Source organism: Flavobacterium kayseriense, assembly GCF_014305095.1.
Taxonomy (GTDB): domain Bacteria; phylum Bacteroidota; class Bacteroidia; order Flavobacteriales; family Flavobacteriaceae; genus Flavobacterium; species Flavobacterium kayseriense.
On record NZ_JACRUI010000003.1, the window covers coordinates 349,173 to 366,438 of the forward strand.

17 protein-coding genes are annotated in these 17,266 nt (G+C 34.4%); 1 reads left to right on the forward strand and 16 read right to left on the reverse strand.

The genetic code is table 11. The features are described from left to right. The first annotated feature begins 8 nt into the window (after positions 1 to 8). Positions 9 to 1,202 (forward strand): hypothetical protein, encoded by a 1,194-nt coding sequence (locus H8R22_RS10835; RefSeq protein ID WP_187010398.1) that lies wholly within the window; start codon positions 9 to 11, stop codon positions 1,200 to 1,202. A 2-nt stretch (positions 1,203 to 1,204) separates the two neighbouring features. Here H8R22_RS10835 and H8R22_RS10840 read toward each other — a convergent pair whose 3' ends face one another. The 16 genes from H8R22_RS10840 to H8R22_RS10915 form a co-directional block, all read right to left on the reverse strand. Further along, entirely contained in the window at positions 1,205 to 1,870 is a 666-nt protein-coding gene (locus H8R22_RS10840; RefSeq protein ID WP_187010399.1) for a DUF4240 domain-containing protein, read from the reverse strand. Between the two features lie 58 nt (positions 1,871 to 1,928). Next, positions 1,929 to 3,584, reverse strand: coding sequence for a M1 family metallopeptidase (locus H8R22_RS10845; RefSeq protein ID WP_187010400.1), 1,656 nt, complete (start codon positions 3,582 to 3,584; stop codon positions 1,929 to 1,931). Positions 3,585 to 3,625: 41 nt separating this feature from the next. Next, on the reverse strand, positions 3,626 to 4,840 hold the full coding sequence (locus H8R22_RS10850; protein ID WP_187010401.1) for an ATP-grasp domain-containing protein: 1,215 nt from the start codon (positions 4,838 to 4,840) through the stop codon (positions 3,626 to 3,628). Between the two features lie 4 nt (positions 4,841 to 4,844). After that, a complete protein-coding gene (locus tag H8R22_RS10855; RefSeq protein WP_187010402.1) occupies positions 4,845 to 6,275 on the reverse strand; it encodes a leucyl aminopeptidase family protein in 1,431 nt (476 codons plus the stop codon). Beyond that, entirely contained in the window at positions 6,276 to 7,409 is a 1,134-nt protein-coding gene (locus H8R22_RS10860; RefSeq protein ID WP_187010403.1) for an alpha/beta hydrolase-fold protein, read from the reverse strand. Positions 7,410 to 7,545: 136 nt separating this feature from the next. After that, positions 7,546 to 8,145, reverse strand: a complete 600-nt coding sequence (gene hisIE, locus H8R22_RS10865) for a bifunctional phosphoribosyl-AMP cyclohydrolase/phosphoribosyl-ATP diphosphatase HisIE (RefSeq protein ID WP_187010404.1) — start codon at positions 8,143 to 8,145, stop codon at positions 7,546 to 7,548. Positions 8,146 to 8,189: 44 nt separating this feature from the next. Continuing rightward, positions 8,190 to 8,945: an imidazole glycerol phosphate synthase subunit HisF gene (gene hisF / locus H8R22_RS10870; RefSeq protein ID WP_187010405.1), complete on the reverse strand. Its 756-nt coding sequence runs from the start codon at positions 8,943 to 8,945 to the stop codon at positions 8,190 to 8,192. 99 nt (positions 8,946 to 9,044) lie between these two features. Further along, on the reverse strand, positions 9,045 to 9,857 hold the full coding sequence (locus tag H8R22_RS10875; protein WP_187010406.1) for a 1-(5-phosphoribosyl)-5-[(5-phosphoribosylamino)methylideneamino]imidazole-4-carboxamide isomerase: 813 nt from the start codon (positions 9,855 to 9,857) through the stop codon (positions 9,045 to 9,047). 96 nt (positions 9,858 to 9,953) lie between these two features. Further along, positions 9,954 to 10,541: an imidazole glycerol phosphate synthase subunit HisH gene (gene hisH, locus H8R22_RS10880; RefSeq protein ID WP_187010407.1), complete on the reverse strand. Its 588-nt coding sequence runs from the start codon at positions 10,539 to 10,541 to the stop codon at positions 9,954 to 9,956. A gap of 98 nt (positions 10,542 to 10,639) precedes the next feature. Beyond that, the gene (gene hisB, locus H8R22_RS10885) at positions 10,640 to 11,776 is read right to left on the reverse strand and encodes a bifunctional histidinol-phosphatase/imidazoleglycerol-phosphate dehydratase HisB (RefSeq protein WP_187010408.1); all 1,137 of its coding nucleotides are present in this window, start codon (positions 11,774 to 11,776) and stop codon (positions 10,640 to 10,642) included. A gap of 181 nt (positions 11,777 to 11,957) precedes the next feature. Next, positions 11,958 to 12,383, reverse strand: a complete 426-nt coding sequence (locus H8R22_RS10890) for a DUF2846 domain-containing protein (protein WP_187010409.1) — start codon at positions 12,381 to 12,383, stop codon at positions 11,958 to 11,960. Positions 12,384 to 12,408: 25 nt separating this feature from the next. Further along, on the reverse strand, positions 12,409 to 13,467 hold the full coding sequence (gene hisC, locus H8R22_RS10895) for a histidinol-phosphate transaminase (protein ID WP_187010410.1): 1,059 nt from the start codon (positions 13,465 to 13,467) through the stop codon (positions 12,409 to 12,411). Next, complete coding sequence (gene hisD / locus H8R22_RS10900; protein ID WP_187010411.1) at positions 13,457 to 14,749, reverse strand: histidinol dehydrogenase; 1,293 nt, start codon at positions 14,747 to 14,749, stop codon at positions 13,457 to 13,459. The genes hisC and hisD overlap by 11 nt, the downstream gene beginning before the upstream one ends. 84 nt (positions 14,750 to 14,833) lie before the next feature. Beyond that, positions 14,834 to 15,691 carry an ATP phosphoribosyltransferase gene (gene hisG, locus H8R22_RS10905; protein WP_187010412.1) on the reverse strand — a complete coding sequence of 286 codons (858 nt, stop codon included), beginning with the start codon at positions 15,689 to 15,691 and terminating at the stop codon, positions 14,834 to 14,836. A gap of 263 nt (positions 15,692 to 15,954) precedes the next feature. After that, positions 15,955 to 16,461: a hypothetical protein gene (locus H8R22_RS10910; RefSeq protein WP_187010413.1), complete on the reverse strand. Its 507-nt coding sequence runs from the start codon at positions 16,459 to 16,461 to the stop codon at positions 15,955 to 15,957. A 23-nt stretch (positions 16,462 to 16,484) separates the two neighbouring features. After that, on the reverse strand, positions 16,485 to 17,210 hold the full coding sequence (locus H8R22_RS10915) for a VIT1/CCC1 transporter family protein (RefSeq protein ID WP_187010414.1): 726 nt from the start codon (positions 17,208 to 17,210) through the stop codon (positions 16,485 to 16,487). Positions 17,211 to 17,266 lie beyond the last annotated feature (56 nt).

Genomic DNA, 17,266 nt, shown 5'->3' on the forward strand with positions numbered 1-17,266 from the left:
GAGAGCGCATGATAAATAAGTATAGAAAATTATTTAATGAGCAATTTACATCGGAAAAGTATCAGGCATTTAAGGATGATATTGCTTCTGATTTTAATTATGCGCCTACTTTTAGAGTGGCAGAAAGTCCCTTTTTTATATCCAAAGAGCTTAAAGAACAACTAATCGAAGGATCAAATCAAGTTATAGCTTTCATTCAATCTAAAGAATTTAAATCTCTCACTGATAAATCATTAGAATTAAATCATTTAGTCCCTAACGAGGATGAGCACACTACTTTTTTAGCTATTGATTTTGGCATTTGTGAAGAGGATGGTAAAATAATTCCAAAATTAATTGAAGTACAAGGCTTTCCTTCTCTATACAATTATCAGATCGAATTGTATAGCAAATTTAAAAATCATTATGCATTTCTTGAAGAACTAACGCCATTTTTTAATAATATTACCGAACAAGAATATTTAAAAAATATTGAAGATGTCATTTGCAATGATCATCCGAAAGAAAATGTTATTTTACTCGAAATAGAGCCTGAAAAGCAAAATACTAAAATCGATTTTTATTATTGTAACCGGGTTCTTGGAATTCCAATAGTGTGCGTTACAGAGGTTTTTAAAAGAGGAAAACAGCTTTTTTATATAAATAAAGACGGAACTGAAATTGTTATAAAAAGAATCTACAATCGTGTAATTTTTGATGAATTAGATTTAAGAACAGACCTAAGGCTACAATTTAGTTTCGCTGATGAATTGGACGTCGAATGGGCAGGACATCCTAATTGGTTTTTTAGAATCAGTAAATTTATTTTACCCTTTTTAAAAGGTCCTTATTTCATTGAGTCAACTTTGTTGAGCGAATTAAAAGTAATTCCGGAAGACCTTCAAAACTACGTATTAAAACCTTTATTCTCTTTCTCAGGTTCAGGTGTGGTTTTTAATGTAAAGAAAGAAGATATTAAAGCTGTTGTTGATAAAGAATTATACATCTTACAGAAAAAGGTGACTTATAGTCCTGTAGTTCAATCTCCTGATGGTAAGGTCAAAGCAGAAGTGCGTGTGCTATGTACGTGGAAAAAGAAAGATGCATCACCTACCCTACTTTGTAATTTGGTTCGATTGAGTCGAGGTGAAATGATTGGCGTTAAATTCAATAAAGATAAAGACTGGGTTGGAGGTACAATTGGTCTATTTGAAAAAGAGTAAAACTATTTCCACAATTTTTCATAAAGCACTGGACAAACGTTTTTCATTGTTTGAGGCTCATCAACATTCCATGTGAAATTCAACAATGGATAGTTTTCATCATTAGTTACGAAAGAATCGTAATCGATGTAGGAATAGAGTTCTTTATCAGTCACATTTTTAAAAGCATTGATTGCCACATACCAAAATCCTTCAAATTCATACAATTCCTCACCTTCTTTAACCAAATCAATTAAAGTATCAGGATTGGCCTTCGCTTTGTAAAACGTGTCTTTCCCTCTAGATATTAGCCAACATCTAAAATATTCAAAACCATCATCGCTGCAACCTCCATGCATTATATATGCAGCACACCAAAGATCAGAGGTATAGGAATCATACAATAGTTTATCCGTTCGCAAACGAAAACCTATCATTTCTTTAGGAGTCAATTTTTCAACTTCATTTACCAAAAAAATTTCTTGGTCCTCAGTAGAACTGGTTTCTTTTATCGAGTTTTCAATAATACTCCAATATACCTCTTCATCAAGCATTTCACTAGATACTGCGATAGTAACAGAGTCTTTAGCTGTATTTTCAGGAATTAAGCTTACAGTCTTACTGTCTTGAGCAAAAGAAGTAGTGCTTATGAATAAAAGAGAATAGAATAAGGTGCTGCAATTTTTCATAGTCATTTCACTTTTTAAGATTTTCACTTTGATATATCGAGGTTAAAATTAGTATATTTTACTCTGTAATTTCAAAACTCGCTACATAAAAATTTTTGTCAATACTTAATTTTAATTCTTTTTGATTAACTGCTTTCTTTTGCCATTCTGTATTTGCTTTTAGCAATTGCTCTTGACCACTTATTTGAACTTTTACTGGCATGTTAAAACCTACTACACAGTTTGTCCAACGGTAACCTAAAGTTTCATCTTTTAAAAAATATTCTAAGGTAGGTATTCTAGTATCTCTCAAGTATTGATTAAAAAAAGGTTCCAAATCTATCCCTATTTCTTTCGACAGATAATCTTCAATTTGCTTTGTTGATACGGTTTGATGGTAGAATGTACTGCTCAAGCCTCTCAAAATCATGCGCCATTTAGCATCATTATCAACGATTTGACGTAAGGTATGTAGCATATTAGCACCCTTGTAATACATATCACTCGAACCCTCATTGTTCACATTGTATTGACCAATTATAGGTTTGTCATTTTTAATGTTCTTTCTAATCCCCCTTACATAAGTATAGCCAGCTTCTTTACCATAAAAATATTCCAAAAATAAACTTTCAGAGTAGTTTGTAAAACTTTCGTGGATCCACATATCAGCAATGTCCTTGTAAGTAATGTTATTTGCAAACCACTCGTGACCCGACTCATGAATAATTATAAAATCGAATTTTAATCCCCAGCCTGTTCCACTTAGATCTCTACCACGATAGCCATTCTTGTAACCATTTCCATAAGTAACGGAACTTTGATGTTCCATACCCAAATAGGGAGCTTCTACCAATTTATAACTATCCTCATAAAAAGGATACGGTCCAAACCAATGTTCAAATGCTTGCAACATGCGCGGAACATCTTTAAATTGTTCTTTGGCTTTGGCTAAATTATCTCTTAAAACGTAATAGGTACAATCCAGATTTCCTTTTTCACCTTTAAATTTTTCTGAAAAGGAAACATAATCACCAATATTGATATTGACACCGTAATTATTTATCGGATTAGCAACATACCAATTATAAGTTTTTGTTCCATCTTTTACTGTTTTTACGCTTTGCAAACGACCGTTGGATACGTTTACTAAATCCCCTGGAACATTCACGCTAATCAACATATTCTCTACCTCGTCATACATATGATCTTTATTAGGCCACCAAACACTAGCACCCAAACCTTGACAAGAGGAGGCAATAAAAAGTTTTCCATTTGCATCTTTTTTCCATGTGATTCCGCCGTCCCAAGGCGGATTGATAGCTACTTTGGGTTTTCCGCCATAAAAAACAGTAAGTTCTTTAATTGCTGCTGTTTTTTGTGGTGAAGCCATAGTAATGAAATATACATTTCCTTCTCGCTTAAATTTTAAATTTACCCCATCTTGAACCACTCTACTAATAGCCATAGGTTGCTGCAAATCAATTTGCATTACATCATGACTTTCTAAAACGGAATACTTAATAGTGTTTGAACCTGTTATAGTACTGTCTTTAGGGTTTACTTTGATATCTAAATGATAATGTTTCACATCCCACCATGATCGCTCTTTAGTGATACTGCCGCGTAAAGAGTCTTGCCTAGTAAACTGAATATCAGATTTAGATAATAGCCCTTGAGAGTGGCTATTTTGTGCTAAACAAAACACTAAAATCAAGGGTAAAAGATATTTTTTCATGAAATACGATAGGAATTATTACTGTTTTATTCTAAAATATATTAATGTAGTTTAGTTACTTTTTCTTGTGCAACCACCACAGAAAAATCAGCGACCAAGCGATCTGTATAATTATTTAATAACTCTAAAATTCGTTCACTTTTTTTAGACTGTACAATAATTCCGGCATGGTAATCTAGAGGGACTGTAAAACAAACTTCAGGATCTGCAAAAGAAGATAAATTTGGTTTCTGATCTTTAGACAAAGTTAGAACAATACCTGCATATTCTTTTTTAATCTTTGGTAATTTATATTTTTTCCCTTTTACCAAGGCATCTTCTATAGCGGCCCATTCTTTCCATAAATTAATATTAGAAGCAGCATCAACCATCTCGGCAAGGTGTGCTCCTCCTACTCTCGAAGATGTTTCTAGAAAATATATTTTACCATCATCATCGCACTTTATGAATTCAGTATGCGCAGCACCATGTTTTAAACCAAATCCCTTCATGACTTGCTCATTAACCTCTTTTATTGCCTTATCATCATCCGACCCATACGGAATGTTCGAACTTCTAAAAACACCACCACCCTGTGAAATTTCCATTGGTGTGGCTAGATATTTAGAGGTTAAACTAAATATAACTTTTTTATCTAAAATTAAGCTGTCACAATGATAAACTGCACCTGGCTTAAATTGTTCTAAAAGATATTTAAAACGGTTATTTCCCATTTCGTTAATATGTATCCATAAACTTTCTTTATCAAAAACCTTTATGATTCCAGATGCAGATGCCTCTGACCTTGGTTTTAAAACCCATGGAGCTTGCACGGTATCAGCAAATGTGTTAATATCGTGGTCATTAAAAAGAGAACAAAATGTAGGGTTAGAAATACCGCAACTTTTTGCTCGCATGCGCATCGCAAGCTTATCTCTGAAATAGCGACCGGTAGTTTGTCCCATACCGTCGATACGTAGGTTCTCGCGCAAATAAGTAGCTTTTTCAACATCATAATCATCTAAAGCAACTATCGCATCAATTTTATTAGCTTTCATAAGATTGCCTACTCCTAATAATAAATGCTCCAGATTCCAATCTATATCCTGACCTTGCATATAAAATATTTCCTCAATGGCGTCATGTGGCCAAGGTTTATCTCGTAACTTTTCGCTAGTGATGAGATAAACTTTATTTCCAAGGCTATGTAGGTGCGTTAAAAAATCAGCTCCTTTGAAATAATTTGAAATACAAATAAAAGTTTTAACATTTTCCATAAGTCTATATATTTTCAATGAATTTAGTCAATAAATGAACACCGTAAGCAGTCGCATGCTTACTTTTTGCAAATTCGTCATCACCAAAAGCTACTCCTGCAATATCTAAATGCGCCCAAGCGGTATGCTCCTCTGTAAAAAATTCTAAAAATTTAGCTGCACTGATAGCTCCGGCGACTGGTTTTCCACTATAATTTTTTACGTCGGCAATATCACTTTCTATATCTTGTTTGTAGCAATCCCAAAGCGGTAATTGCCATAATCGTTCACCAATTGAATTTCCAGCATCTTGTAATTGTCTTGCAATTGATTCATTATTAGTAAATAAGGCACCGCATTCATAACCAAAAGTTCCTACGCTACTACCTGTTAGTGTTGCTATATCTACTAAGTATTCTGGCTTATAATTTTTTAGCATATAGGAAATTCCATCAGCCAATATTAAACGTCCCTCTGCGTCAGTATCAATAATTTCTATTGAATTACCACTGTAACTTGTAATCACATCGCTAGGTAAAAATGATTTTCCGCTAACTGAATTTTCTGTACAAGGAACAATTGCAGTCACTTTAATGGGTAATTGTAAATCAGATATTAATTGCATAGTACCTAATACTGCTGCTGCGCCAGCCATATCACATTTCATGTGCAACATCCCTGCCGTTTTAATGTTGAGTCCTCCAGTATCAAAGGTAACTCCCTTGCCAACTAAACCTACATGTTTAAAGGTATCCGATTTAGTCGCAGGAACGTAATCCATTATAATGAATTGCGGTTCATTTTCGCTTCCTTGACCAACGGCTAAAAAAGCGCCTAAACCCTCAATTTTGGCAGCTTCTCGTCCAAGAATTTTTACTTCAAACCCATGTTTCTCTCCTTTCTCCTTTGCCCATAGTCCCAGGTAATGAGGAGTTACAGTATTAGGAGGTAGGTCTACAAGAGCTAGTACTTCTAATTGAGCACGTGCAATTTTGATCGATTTATTTACAACGGAAGCATAACTTTTTGAGGAAAAAATTTCTAATTGGAATGCTGAATTTAAAAACGAATGCGCTTCCTTTTTCTTAAAATGTCCTAAATTATAGGTTCCTAGAAGTAGCCCAGATACAACTGCCTCCACTAGATCCTCATTAAAAGCATCAGGAATATATAGCGCCACATTTTGACTAAAATAGCTTTCCTCCTTTTGAGAAACGCTACGAAAAAGGGTCTTTAAGTTTGAATAATCAATTGTTTTACCTATTCCGATAAATAAGTATAACGCATTACCTTTTTCAACAACATAGCGACTGTTCTTTTTACCAAAAAAAACCTTTGACGAGAGCACTATTTCTTCAAATTCAATTGGAACTATATTTTTGGGATTAGTCTCATAAACTGGAACGATCACTGTTCCTGAAAAATTTTCTAACTGTGTTACTTCTTTAATTTTCATTTAGTTTTCTTTAGTGTTAAAAAATAGCCATTCAATTGCCTTTGGAAATTCATCACTCCAAAAAGTTTCGGTATGCTTTCCTAATTTATTTATACTTAAATTAATTTTCATTCTGTTTGCCACAAAACGATCTTCAATCATTTGATTTTTAAATTTTTGAACTTGATCAATCATCGTTTCACTTTCATCTCCTCCAGCATACAAATATATTTTTGTATCCTGCGCCTCTTCATGACTTTTGATCTTTAATTTGGGACCCACCCACAATGATGGTGAAAAAATCATTAGTCTACCAAAAATCTCGGGATAGCGAATTCCGCTAAAAATACTGACTAATGCGCCCATCGAACTTCCTCCTATCCCTGTGAACTCTCTTTCTTTTTTGGTTCTGAAATTAGAATCTACAAACGGTTTCAAGGTTTCTGTCAAAAACTTAATGTATTTTTTACCTTGGCCTTTCCCCAACAGGGTTGTTCCGACATTGTATTCTTTTATTCGGTCTTCTTTAGCGTGTTCTATTGCGATAATAATAATTTTTCCGATTTTGTATTCGGACATTACTGCCAATTTTTTATCAATTTCCCAATTGCCATACTCCGCCTTTTCATTGAACAAATTTTGCGCATCTTGTAAATACATTACGGGATAACTTTCAGAAGAACTATCATAATCATGCGGTAGAAGCGCCCATATTTTTCTTGTTTTATTTAGTTGAGGAATTTCAAACTCATCAGATATCAATACTATTTTGGGCAGATAGTTTGGTTTAAAAGGTAACCAGTTCCTTCTCCATTTACTAACGTGCTCTTTTTGAACTCCAGAATGATTGGTTGTAGATCTATTACTGGTAATATTGCCATCGGCATCAATTTCAACCTCACTCCAATCTCCTTTTGTAAACTTGTAGAGTAACGTATCAGGATATTCAAAATCATGTGTAAATTTAAAATGGTATAAGCCACTACCAATCTTTTCCATTACATAAGCTTTGTCTTGGGTCAGCCAATTATTGAAATTCCCCGATAGGTATACTGGCCTCGAGTCATCTTCATCAGTTGTTAATATAATATGTAGTCCTGTTTTAATAACTGTAGTGTTTAAATTAGTTGTAATCATATGGTCATCAAAACTCATAATGCAAAAAAGTGTTTTTGTAAAATTGTACTAGTAAATATAGTGCATTACACGTTCAAATGAAAGGAAAAAAATAACCCAATACTGAAATATTTCACTATTGGGCTATCAAAAATCCTTTTTTAAGGTACTATTTTTATTTCTGGCGACTCTTTAAAACGCTAATCACATCATCAAGTTCAAATCCCTTTGCTTGTAAAAGAATTAAATAATGAAACAATAAATCGGCACTTTCGCTTAAGAACAAATCATCTTTGTTATCAAGTGCTTCAATTACAACTTCTACCGCTTCCTCTCCTACTTTCTGAGCAATTTTATTCATTCCCAATTTAAACAACGAGGCAACATAACTCTTTTCGGAGTCTGCATTTTCTCTTCTTGTTTTAATGGTTTGCTCTAATTTAGATATAAAGCCATAATCTCCTTTGTTTTCTGTTTGCCAGCAGGTATCTGCACCGGTATGACAAGTAGGACCAATTGGTTTTGCTTGAATTAATAGGGTATCACCATCACAGTCATTCTTTATATCAACCAATTCCAGGAAATTTCCACTTTCTTCTCCTTTAGTCCAAAGCCTTTGTTTTGAACGGCTAAAAAAAGTTACTTTTTGTGTGTCTATTGTTTTTTGATAGGCTTCTGCATTCATGTATCCCAACATCAAAACCGTTTTAGTTTCGCTATCTTGTATAATTGCAGGAATTAAACCATCTGTATTTTTTGTAAAATCTATGTTCATTATTGTGAGTCTAAAGTTGTAAAGTCAAATGTCTAAAAGTAAGTTTAAATTCTAACTTCGATATTATTATTTTTAAGTTCTTTTTTTAAGGCTTTAATTTCAATTTCTTTAAAATGAAACACGCTTGCCGCCAGTGCTGCATCTGCTTTTCCTTCAATAAAACTGTCTACAAAATGTTGCATATTTCCCGCCCCACCTGAAGCGATAATTGGAATATTAATTAAAGTAGACAATTTAGCCAAAGCTTCATTAGCAAAACCATTCTTGGTTCCGTCATTATCCATAGAAGTAAACAATATTTCTCCTGCACCTCTTTTAGCTACTTCAACCGCCCAGTCGAATAGATTCAATTCTGTAGGTACTTTACCTCCCACTAAATGAACAATCCATTGACCATCAATCTGCTTCGCATCAATAGCAACAACAACACATTGACTTCCAAATTTTTGCGCTAGCTCGTTAATTAAATCAGGATTTTTGACAGCTGATGAATTAATCGAAACTTTGTCGGCACCATTTTGCAACAAAATTTCAACATCTTCCACTGATGCTATTCCGCCTCCAACAGTAAAGGGTATGTTTATCGTCGAAGCTACTTTACGAACTAAATCTACTAATGTTTTTCTTCGTTCTTCAGTCGCTGAAATATCCAAAAAAACCAATTCGTCGGCTCCTTCATCTGAATAAATCTTCGCTAACTCTACTGGATCACCAGCATCACGCAAATCTACAAAATTTACGCCTTTTACCGTACGTCCGTTTTTAATATCTAAACAGGGAATTATTCTTTTAGTAAGCATTTCATTTTTTGTTGCACAGAAATTCGCAGAGCTTTCGCAGAGATACACAAAAATTTTAGCGAATCTTTGTATTTTCTTTGCGAATATTTGCGAAATATTCTATTTATTTATAATGTAGTTTTCTAATTGTTTCAAACTAATTCTTCCTTCGTAAATCGCTTTTCCTATGATCGTTCCTTCACAACCTAAGTCCGCTAATTTTGGTAATTCATCGAAAGTCGAAATTCCACCTGACGCGATTAATTTAATGCCGTCTCTCGACTCCGCTCGAGATGACATGCTCGACTCCGCTCGAGATGACATGCTCGACTCGGCTTGAGATGTCATGCTCGAAGTTACACTGCATTGCTCTAGAATTTTTTTATATAAATCAAAACTTGGACCTTCTAGCATTCCGTCTTTAGCGATATCTGTGCAAATCACGTATTGAATCCCTTTCTCTTGGTATCCCTGTATAAACGGAACTAACTCTTGATCTGATTCTTCCAACCATCCTGACACTGCTACTTTTTCATTATTAGCATCAGCTCCTAGTATAATTTTATCGGCCCCAAAAGTGTTGATCCATTTTTCGAAAATATCACGATTTTTAACGGCAATACTTCCTCCTGTAATTTGGTTAGCACCGCTTTCAAAAGCAATTTTTAAATCTTCATCCGATTTTAAACCACCACCAAAGTCAATTTTCAACTTGGTTTGAGTCGCAATTTGCTCCAAGATTTTATGATTAATAATCCGACTTGATTTTGCACCATCTAGATCGACTAAATGCAAATATTCAATTCCGTGTGCTTCAAATTCTTTAGCTACTTCTAGCGGGTTTTCGTTATATATAATTTTGGTGTTGTAATCCCCTTTAGATAGGCGAACACATTTTCCATCAATGATATCTATGGCTGGTATTATTCTCATTTTTTTAATTTAAAGATTTAAAAATTGTAAAATTTAAAGATTGGCAATTTGAAACATAGTACTTATTAATCCAGATTTTTTAAATCATTAAATCTTTCAATCATTTAATTTTAGGAAATTCCCCAAAATTTTCTCCCCTACGTCACCACTTTTCTCAGGGTGAAATTGGGTTCCGTAAAAATTGTTTTTTTGCAATGCCGAAGCATATTCTAGTTCGTAATTAGTAGTAGCAATCGATTCGGCGCACTCTGGAGCGTAAAAACTATGTACTAAATACATGTATTCGTTCTCAGCAATGTCTTTAAATAAATCCGATTTCAAGTTATAAATCGTGTTCCAACCCATTTGTGGCACTTTTACTTTTGGTGTAAATTTAATCACATCTACATCAAAAATGCCTAATCCTTTTGTGTTTCCCTCTTCGGTTTTGTTGCACATCAATTGCATTCCAAGACAAATACCTAATACAGGCTGCGTCAGTGTAGGAATCAACGCATCCAAGCCGCTGGCCAAAAGCATTTTCATCGCTGAACTCGCTTCACCCACACCCGGAAAAATCACTTTGTCTGCTGCTTTGATCTCGGCTGGATCATTACTCAAAACCGCCTTATATCCCAATCTTTCGATAGCAAACATAATACTTTGAATATTACCTGCTCCGTAGTTTATTATTACTAGTTTCATTTATATAGTCTTAAAGTCGAAAGTCGAAAGTCCTAAAGTCGTTTACAATTACCTAGCTATAGGACATTTGACTTTAAGACCTTTGACTTTATGACTTATTAAAGCATCCCTTTCGTCGATGGCAAAATCATTTTTTCGGTATCGCGTTTTACGGCAACTTTTATCGCTTTGGCGAAAGCCTTAAAAATAGCCTCAATTTTATGATGCTCGTTGTCACCTTCGGCTTTGATATTGATGTTGGCCTTAGCACCATCAGAGAATGATTTAAAGAAATGCAAGAACATCTCTGTTGGCATCTTACCTACCATTTCACGTTTGAATTCGGTTTCCCAAACCAACCAATTTCTACCTCCAAAATCAATAGCCACCTGCGCTAAGCAGTCGTCCATTGGTAAACAAAAACCATATCTTTCAATACCTAATTTGTTTCCTAATGCTTTCGCAAAAACTTCTCCTAGAGCAATTGCTGTATCTTCAATAGTATGATGTTCATCGACCTCTAGATCTCCTTTTACAAGAATTTCTAAGTCCATTTGCCCGTGACGTGCAATTTGGTCAAGCATGTGATCAAAAAAGGCAATTCCGGTTTCAATTTTACTTTTCCCCGTACCATCAAGATTCAAGTTAATGTAAATATCAGTTTCATTGGTTTTTCTCGAAATCGCAGCCGAACGTGCTTCTAGTTTCAAGAACTCGTAAATAACTTTCCAATCCATCGATTGCAAGACTATTGTTTCATCTAACTCTTCTCTTTTGGCGCTAATCTCTTCACTCCCTGCTCCATCAGAATCGTTCATGAAAACTGCCTTTGCTCCAAGATTTTTAGCCAATTCCACATCTGTTAAACGATCTCCTAACACAAAGGAATTCGCCAAATCATACTCTGGATTGTCAATATATTTAGTCAACATTCCTGTTCTTGGCTTGCGTGTGGGTGCATTATCTTCTGGAAAAGAACGATCTACAAAAATATCATCAAAAAGAACTCCTTCATTTTGAAAAGCTTTTAAAATAAAATTTTGCGTAGGCCAAAACGTATCTTCAGGAAAACTATCCGTCCCCAGACCATCTTGATTGGTTACCATAACCAATTCGTATTCTAATTCGGTTGCGATTTTAGCCAAATATTGAAATGCTTTTGGATAAAACTCTAATTTATCTAAACTATCTAACTGAAAACCTTCTGGTTCTAAAACAATCGTTCCATCACGATCTATAAAAAGTACTTTTTTCATTTTATGTAAGCTTTTAGCTGCTAGCTTTTGGCCATTGGCTAGTTGTGTTTTATTTTTTATTTTGGCGTGTCCCAAAGGGTCGGGCCATTCGTTCCCGCTTTTATATGACTTCGTTTCTCCGTCATAAAAAGAGCTCCACTACTATCCCTCACGCAAATCGGATTTTAATCCTAATTATATTTTAAAGACATTTATCGTCTTCGGTCATACCTTCCATTTTCTTTAAAGCAGTATTTGCAGTAACTTCTTCACAATAAATGTTATTTACAAATGCCCCTGTTTCAAAAACCAATTGAACATAAGTAATCTTGCCTGCTTCAACCAATACTTCGAACTTCTCGGCTTTCTCTTTAGACTTCTTTCCTCCAAATTGAACTGAGCATTCATGTTTACCGACAGGAACTTCATGTATAGAGTACTTTTTATTATTCAATTTGCAAACAAATTCTCCATCAATAAAGGTTTTAAATGCTACTGCAGAACCTTGAAAACCAGTTGACCTCAAGAAATAAATTTTGCCAGTTTCTTTTGCTTGAACATCCTGAGCCTTCATTACAGTATTAAAACTCAATGAAATTAATAATACAATGATAAATTTTTTAAACATTTTTTATTTGGATTAAATTACACATTTATGATTCGCTAATTGATACTAAAGCCTCTATCAATTGCTTATTTTCATCCGCTGTACCTATTGTTAAGCGCAAGGTGTTTTCACATAAAGGCTGCGTTGTACGATTACGAATTACAATTCCTTTTTGAATCAATTGATCATAACGTTTATTAGCATCATCTACTTTTATTAAAACAAAATTAGCTTCAGTAGGATAGATTTTCGAGACAAAATTTACTTCATTTAATACTTTAAGTAAATCATCTCTTTGTATTACTATTGAATCAATTTCTAATTGAATTTTTTCCTTATCAGCTAATCTTTCTAAAGCTCTTTGCTGTGTTAACTCATTCACATTATAAGGCGGTTTTATCTTATTTAAAACCGCAATGATCGCTGCAGATGCATAGCAAATTCCTAGACGAATTCCAGCTAGACCATACGCTTTTGATAAGGTTTGGGTTATGATTAAATTAGGATATTCATCCAATTCATTCAACCAACTTGGCTTTTTTGAAAAGTCAATGTAGGCTTCGTCAATTACTACCAAACCATTAAAGTTTTTGAGCAATGTAACTATACTTTCATCATCAAATGAATTCCCTGTTGGATTATTTGGTGAACACAAAAACAATACTTTTGTATTTGCATCTACTGCACTTAGGATTTTGTCGATCTCAGGCTGAAAATCTGGGGATAATAAAATCTCTCTATTTTCAACAGCATTAATGTTTGCTAAAACGCCATACATTCCGTACGTTGGCGGCAAAGTGATCACGTTATCTGTTTTAGGCTCGCAAAAAGCTCTGAACAGTAAATCTAATACTTCGTCACTACCGTTTCCTAATAAAACCTGCTCTACTTTTAGGTTTCTTTGTTTTGCTAAAACGGCTTTAACATTCCTCTGCTGAGGGTCAGGATACCGATTTACTCCATTTTGGTACGGATTCTCGTTAGCGTCCAAAAAGGTCATTTGAGCCACATCAAAATCCTTAAATTCATCGCGAGCCGACGAATATGGTTTCATGGTCTTGACGTTCTCGCGAACTAAATTATTTATATTGAAACTATTTTCCATCTTTAATGCCTTTTAATCGTAATGTAACTGCATTTTTGTGTGCTTGCAATCCTTCAGCTTCAGCCATAAGTTCGATTGCCGAACCAATATTTTGAATTCCTTTTTCAGATATCTTCTGAAAAGTCATTGCTTTCATGAAACTATCCAAGTTTACGCCACTGTAGTTCTTTGCATAACCATTGGTTGGCAACGTATGATTAGTCCCTGAAGCATAATCTCCAGCGCTCTCAGGAGTGTAATTCCCAATAAAAACCGAACCAGCATTTCCTATGTTATCAACGTAAAAATCTTCATCTTTTACACAAACTATAAAATGTTCAGGTCCGTATTCATCGATTAAATCTAAGGCAATTGTATCGTTTTCTACGTAAATTAATTTCGAATTAGCAATAGCTTTTTCGGCAATTTCTCTGCGTGGCAGCACTTTCAGTTGGTTTTCAATTTCAGTTTCAACGGCATCAATTAATGATTTAGAAGTTGCTACCAAAATAACTTGGCTGTCTATACCATGTTCCGCTTGAGAAAGTAAATCAGAAGCTACAAAAGCGGGAACAGCAGTATCATCAGCAACAACTAATAATTCTGAAGGCCCAGCAGGCATATCAATAGCAACTCCAAATTGGGTTGCTAATTGCTTAGCTACAGTTACGTATTGATTTCCAGGTCCAAAAATCTTGTATACTTTCGGAATTGTTTCTGTACCAAATGTAAGCCCTGCAATCGCTTGAATCCCTCCCACTTTCAATATTTTAGTAACCCCACATAAATTAGCGGCGTACAAAATAGCTGGATTAATTTTTCCATTTTTGTCAGGCGGTGAACACAAAACAATTTCTTTACAACCTGCTATGTTTGCCGGAACAGCTAACATTAAAACTGTTGAAAACAAAGGAGCCGTTCCACCAGGAATATATAAACCAACTTTTTGAATCGGTCTTTTTTCTTGCCAGCAAGCTACACCTTCAACTGTTTCAACAGCTACTTTAGGAGTTTTCTGCGCAAAGTGAAATTTTTCGATATTACTTTTAGCTAATTGAATCGCTTCTTTTAGTTCAGTAGGAATTATAGCAATCGCCTCTTCTATTTCAGTTGTTGAAACAGCAATCTCTTTAGGAGCGCCACCATCAAACAAAGCAGTATATTTGGCAACAGCTTCATCCCCTTTTTTTTGCACTTCTCTAAAAATTTCTTTTACAGTTTGTTCTATATCATTTACCGTTTTTGTTGGTCTTTCTAAAATTGCAGACCAAGTATCAGGTGTTGGATTGTATATTTTATTCATGATTTTATAGTTTAAATTTTAAAGCTCTTCATAGATTAAGTCATAACGAACCTATCTACTTATGAATTCCCACTTGAAACTTAATTAAAGTACCATTTTCTCAATTGGGCAAATTAAAATTCCCTCGGCACCAGCCTCTTTTAACTGATCAATTACATCCCAGAACGTATCTTTATCAATAACAGAGTGTACACTGCTCCATCCTTCTTGTGCCAATGGCAATACGGTTAAACTACGTAATACAGGAAGAATTTTACCAACTTCTTCAATTTTATCATTTGGAACATTCATCAAAATGTACTTTGATCTTCGCGCTCTTAAAACTGACTCGATTCTGAATTTTAACGTATCTATTAATTTCTGGACATCTGGAGTCACCTTTGGAGAAACGGCTAAAACTGCTTCACTTTTATAAATGATTTCTACTTCTTTCAAGTTGTTTTTGAATAAAGTACTTCCGCTTGAAACGATATCTACAATAGCATCAGCAAGACCTATATTGGGAGCAATCTCTACTGAACCTGAAATTTGGTGAATATCTACATTAATTCCAAATGAATTGAAATACTCAATTACAGTGTTTGGATAGGAAGTTGCGATACGCAATCCATCTAAATCTTTGATAGAATTGTATTCGAAAGTTTTAGGAACAGCAACAGATACTTTACATTTTGAAAATCCTAGTTTCTGAACCACTTGGATTCCTTTTCCTTTTTCGACTAATAAATTATCTCCTACGATAGCAATATCTACTACTCCATCGATCAAATATTGAGGGATATCTGAATTTCTTAGGTATAAAACTTCAAGAGGAAAGTTAGACGCTTCAGCTTTCAACTGGTCGATTCCGTTATTGATAGAAATTCCACAATCTTTTAGAATTTGGATACTCTCTTCGTTTAATCGTCCTGATTTTTGAATTGCAATTTTTAATGTACTCATTGTAATAAATTTTTAGAATAGTTATGTCTGAGTACAGTTAGATTCAATAAAAAACCCGTTTGATGTACTCAAACGGGTTTTTAAATATGATGATTTACATGCATACCATTAACACATCGCTTGAGAGCAATAATGAAAATGATGATGATGTAATTTGTTTGTAAACATGACTTGTATTATTTTTCAGATGCAAATATAATTGTTTTTTTTATTAGTAGCCAATTATTAGTTTAACTAAATGTTGTTTTTTTGTTAAATCAGTACTATTCTCCGTTCTCATTGTTGATTTGAATCTCTTTATCATTTGGATAAATAGTTTTTTGAAGCGCGTTGTCACGAATTTCAGTATGACGAATTTCACCACCAGAAGTACCTACTCTTGTTGCAACTGCAACCGCAGCAATAGCTAAAATTAGAGTTACGAATGACAACAATTTAGCCAATTTGTGCTTTTTAATAGCAGTATAAAGTGATCCTAAACTAATAATCGCTAAGGCGTATAATAGAATTGCCAACTTTTCTGCTAGTTCCTCATGCTCATGAATTATTTCATGTCCTATATTAGGCATATCTTCTACAATTTCCTCAGCTCCTTCTCCTGTGTACATACTTGCAAAACCAAATGCAGCTGCAATTACAAAAAGAATATATGCGGTATTTTTGACCGATTTACTCTTCATAATGAAACCTACAATCAAAATTCCTAAACCAAAAATAGTTCCAATAATTGGAAAATGATTTACTACTAAGTGCCAATGTGCGTCGTTCATAATTTTATTTTTAAATTGTTATTTTATACTCTTACACCGAAAACATAACCTACTAGTGCGGACAAACCCATTGCAATTGTACCCCAAATTGTAATTCTAATAACCGCTTTTGTAATACTTGAACCTCCAGTTTTTGCTGACAATCCACCTAAGAGTATTAGAAACAAAATTGTTGATCCGTAAAGCCAATATTCCATACCCTCAATTGGTGCAAAAAGTACTACAACAAGAGGCAAAACGCCGCCAATTGTAAACGAAGCTCCTGAAGCTAGTGCTGCCTGAATTGGATTTGCTTGACTAATTTCATTAATACCTAATTCGTCTCTTATATGCGCAGCTAATGCATCCTTTTTAGTAAGCTCAATCGCCACTTGCATTGCAGTTTCTTTTTTGAGTCCTCGTTTTTCATAGATCTGCGCCAATATATTTAATTCTTCCTCTGGCATTTCTCTAAGTTCTATTTTTTCTCTTTCAATGTCTGCAGTTTCGGTATCTGTCTGAGAACTTACAGAAACATACTCACCTGCTGCCATAGATAAAGCACCCGCTACCAGACCTGCGACAGTTGCCAGAACAATTGGTTCCCTAGTAGCACTTGCTGCCGCAATACCAATGGCAAGACTGGAAATAGAAATTATACCATCATTTGCCCCCAGAACGGCAGCTCGAAGCCAATTGCTTCGATGTATGTAATGATTATCTAAATAATTATCAATTGTTAGTATTGAATTATCGTTGTCGTTTATCATAGCATTGAGGGTACTGTGTAATTTCAAAAAAAACTCTATATTTTCAAACTACTTTG

Bases quoted from the DNA above. Each gene is read 5' to 3' on its own strand.
- hisIE (WP_187010404.1), bottom strand. From the start codon at position 8,145: ATGAACATAGATTTTACAAAAAATACAGATGGTTTAATTCCTGCAATT.
- hisC (WP_187010410.1), bottom strand. From the start codon at position 13,467: ATGGAAAATAGTTTCAATATAAATAATTTAGTTCGCGAGAACGTCAAG.
- hisG (WP_187010412.1), bottom strand. From the start codon at position 15,691: ATGAGTACATTAAAAATTGCAATTCAAAAATCAGGACGATTAAACGAA.
- hisH (WP_187010407.1), bottom strand. From the start codon at position 10,541: ATGAAACTAGTAATAATAAACTACGGAGCAGGTAATATTCAAAGTATT.
- H8R22_RS10890 (WP_187010409.1), bottom strand. From the start codon at position 12,383: ATGTTTAAAAAATTTATCATTGTATTATTAATTTCATTGAGTTTTAAT.
- hisD (WP_187010411.1), bottom strand. From the start codon at position 14,749: ATGAATAAAATATACAATCCAACACCTGATACTTGGTCTGCAATTTTA.
- hisF (WP_187010405.1), bottom strand. From the start codon at position 8,945: ATGCTTACTAAAAGAATAATTCCCTGTTTAGATATTAAAAACGGACGT.
- H8R22_RS10840 (WP_187010399.1), bottom strand. From the start codon at position 1,870: ATGAAAAATTGCAGCACCTTATTCTATTCTCTTTTATTCATAAGCACT.
- hisB (WP_187010408.1), bottom strand. From the start codon at position 11,776: ATGAAAAAAGTACTTTTTATAGATCGTGATGGAACGATTGTTTTAGAA.
- H8R22_RS10915 (WP_187010414.1), bottom strand. From the start codon at position 17,210: ATGATAAACGACAACGATAATTCAATACTAACAATTGATAATTATTTA.
- H8R22_RS10910 (WP_187010413.1), bottom strand. From the start codon at position 16,461: ATGAACGACGCACATTGGCACTTAGTAGTAAATCATTTTCCAATTATT.
- H8R22_RS10850 (WP_187010401.1), bottom strand. From the start codon at position 4,840: ATGGAAAATGTTAAAACTTTTATTTGTATTTCAAATTATTTCAAAGGA.
- H8R22_RS10875 (WP_187010406.1), bottom strand. From the start codon at position 9,857: ATGAGAATAATACCAGCCATAGATATCATTGATGGAAAATGTGTTCGC.
- H8R22_RS10835 (WP_187010398.1), top strand. From the start codon at position 9: ATGATAAATAAGTATAGAAAATTATTTAATGAGCAATTTACATCGGAA.
- H8R22_RS10855 (WP_187010402.1), bottom strand. From the start codon at position 6,275: ATGAAAATTAAAGAAGTAACACAGTTAGAAAATTTTTCAGGAACAGTG.
- H8R22_RS10845 (WP_187010400.1), bottom strand. From the start codon at position 3,584: ATGAAAAAATATCTTTTACCCTTGATTTTAGTGTTTTGTTTAGCACAA.
- H8R22_RS10860 (WP_187010403.1), bottom strand. From the start codon at position 7,409: ATGAGTTTTGATGACCATATGATTACAACTAATTTAAACACTACAGTT.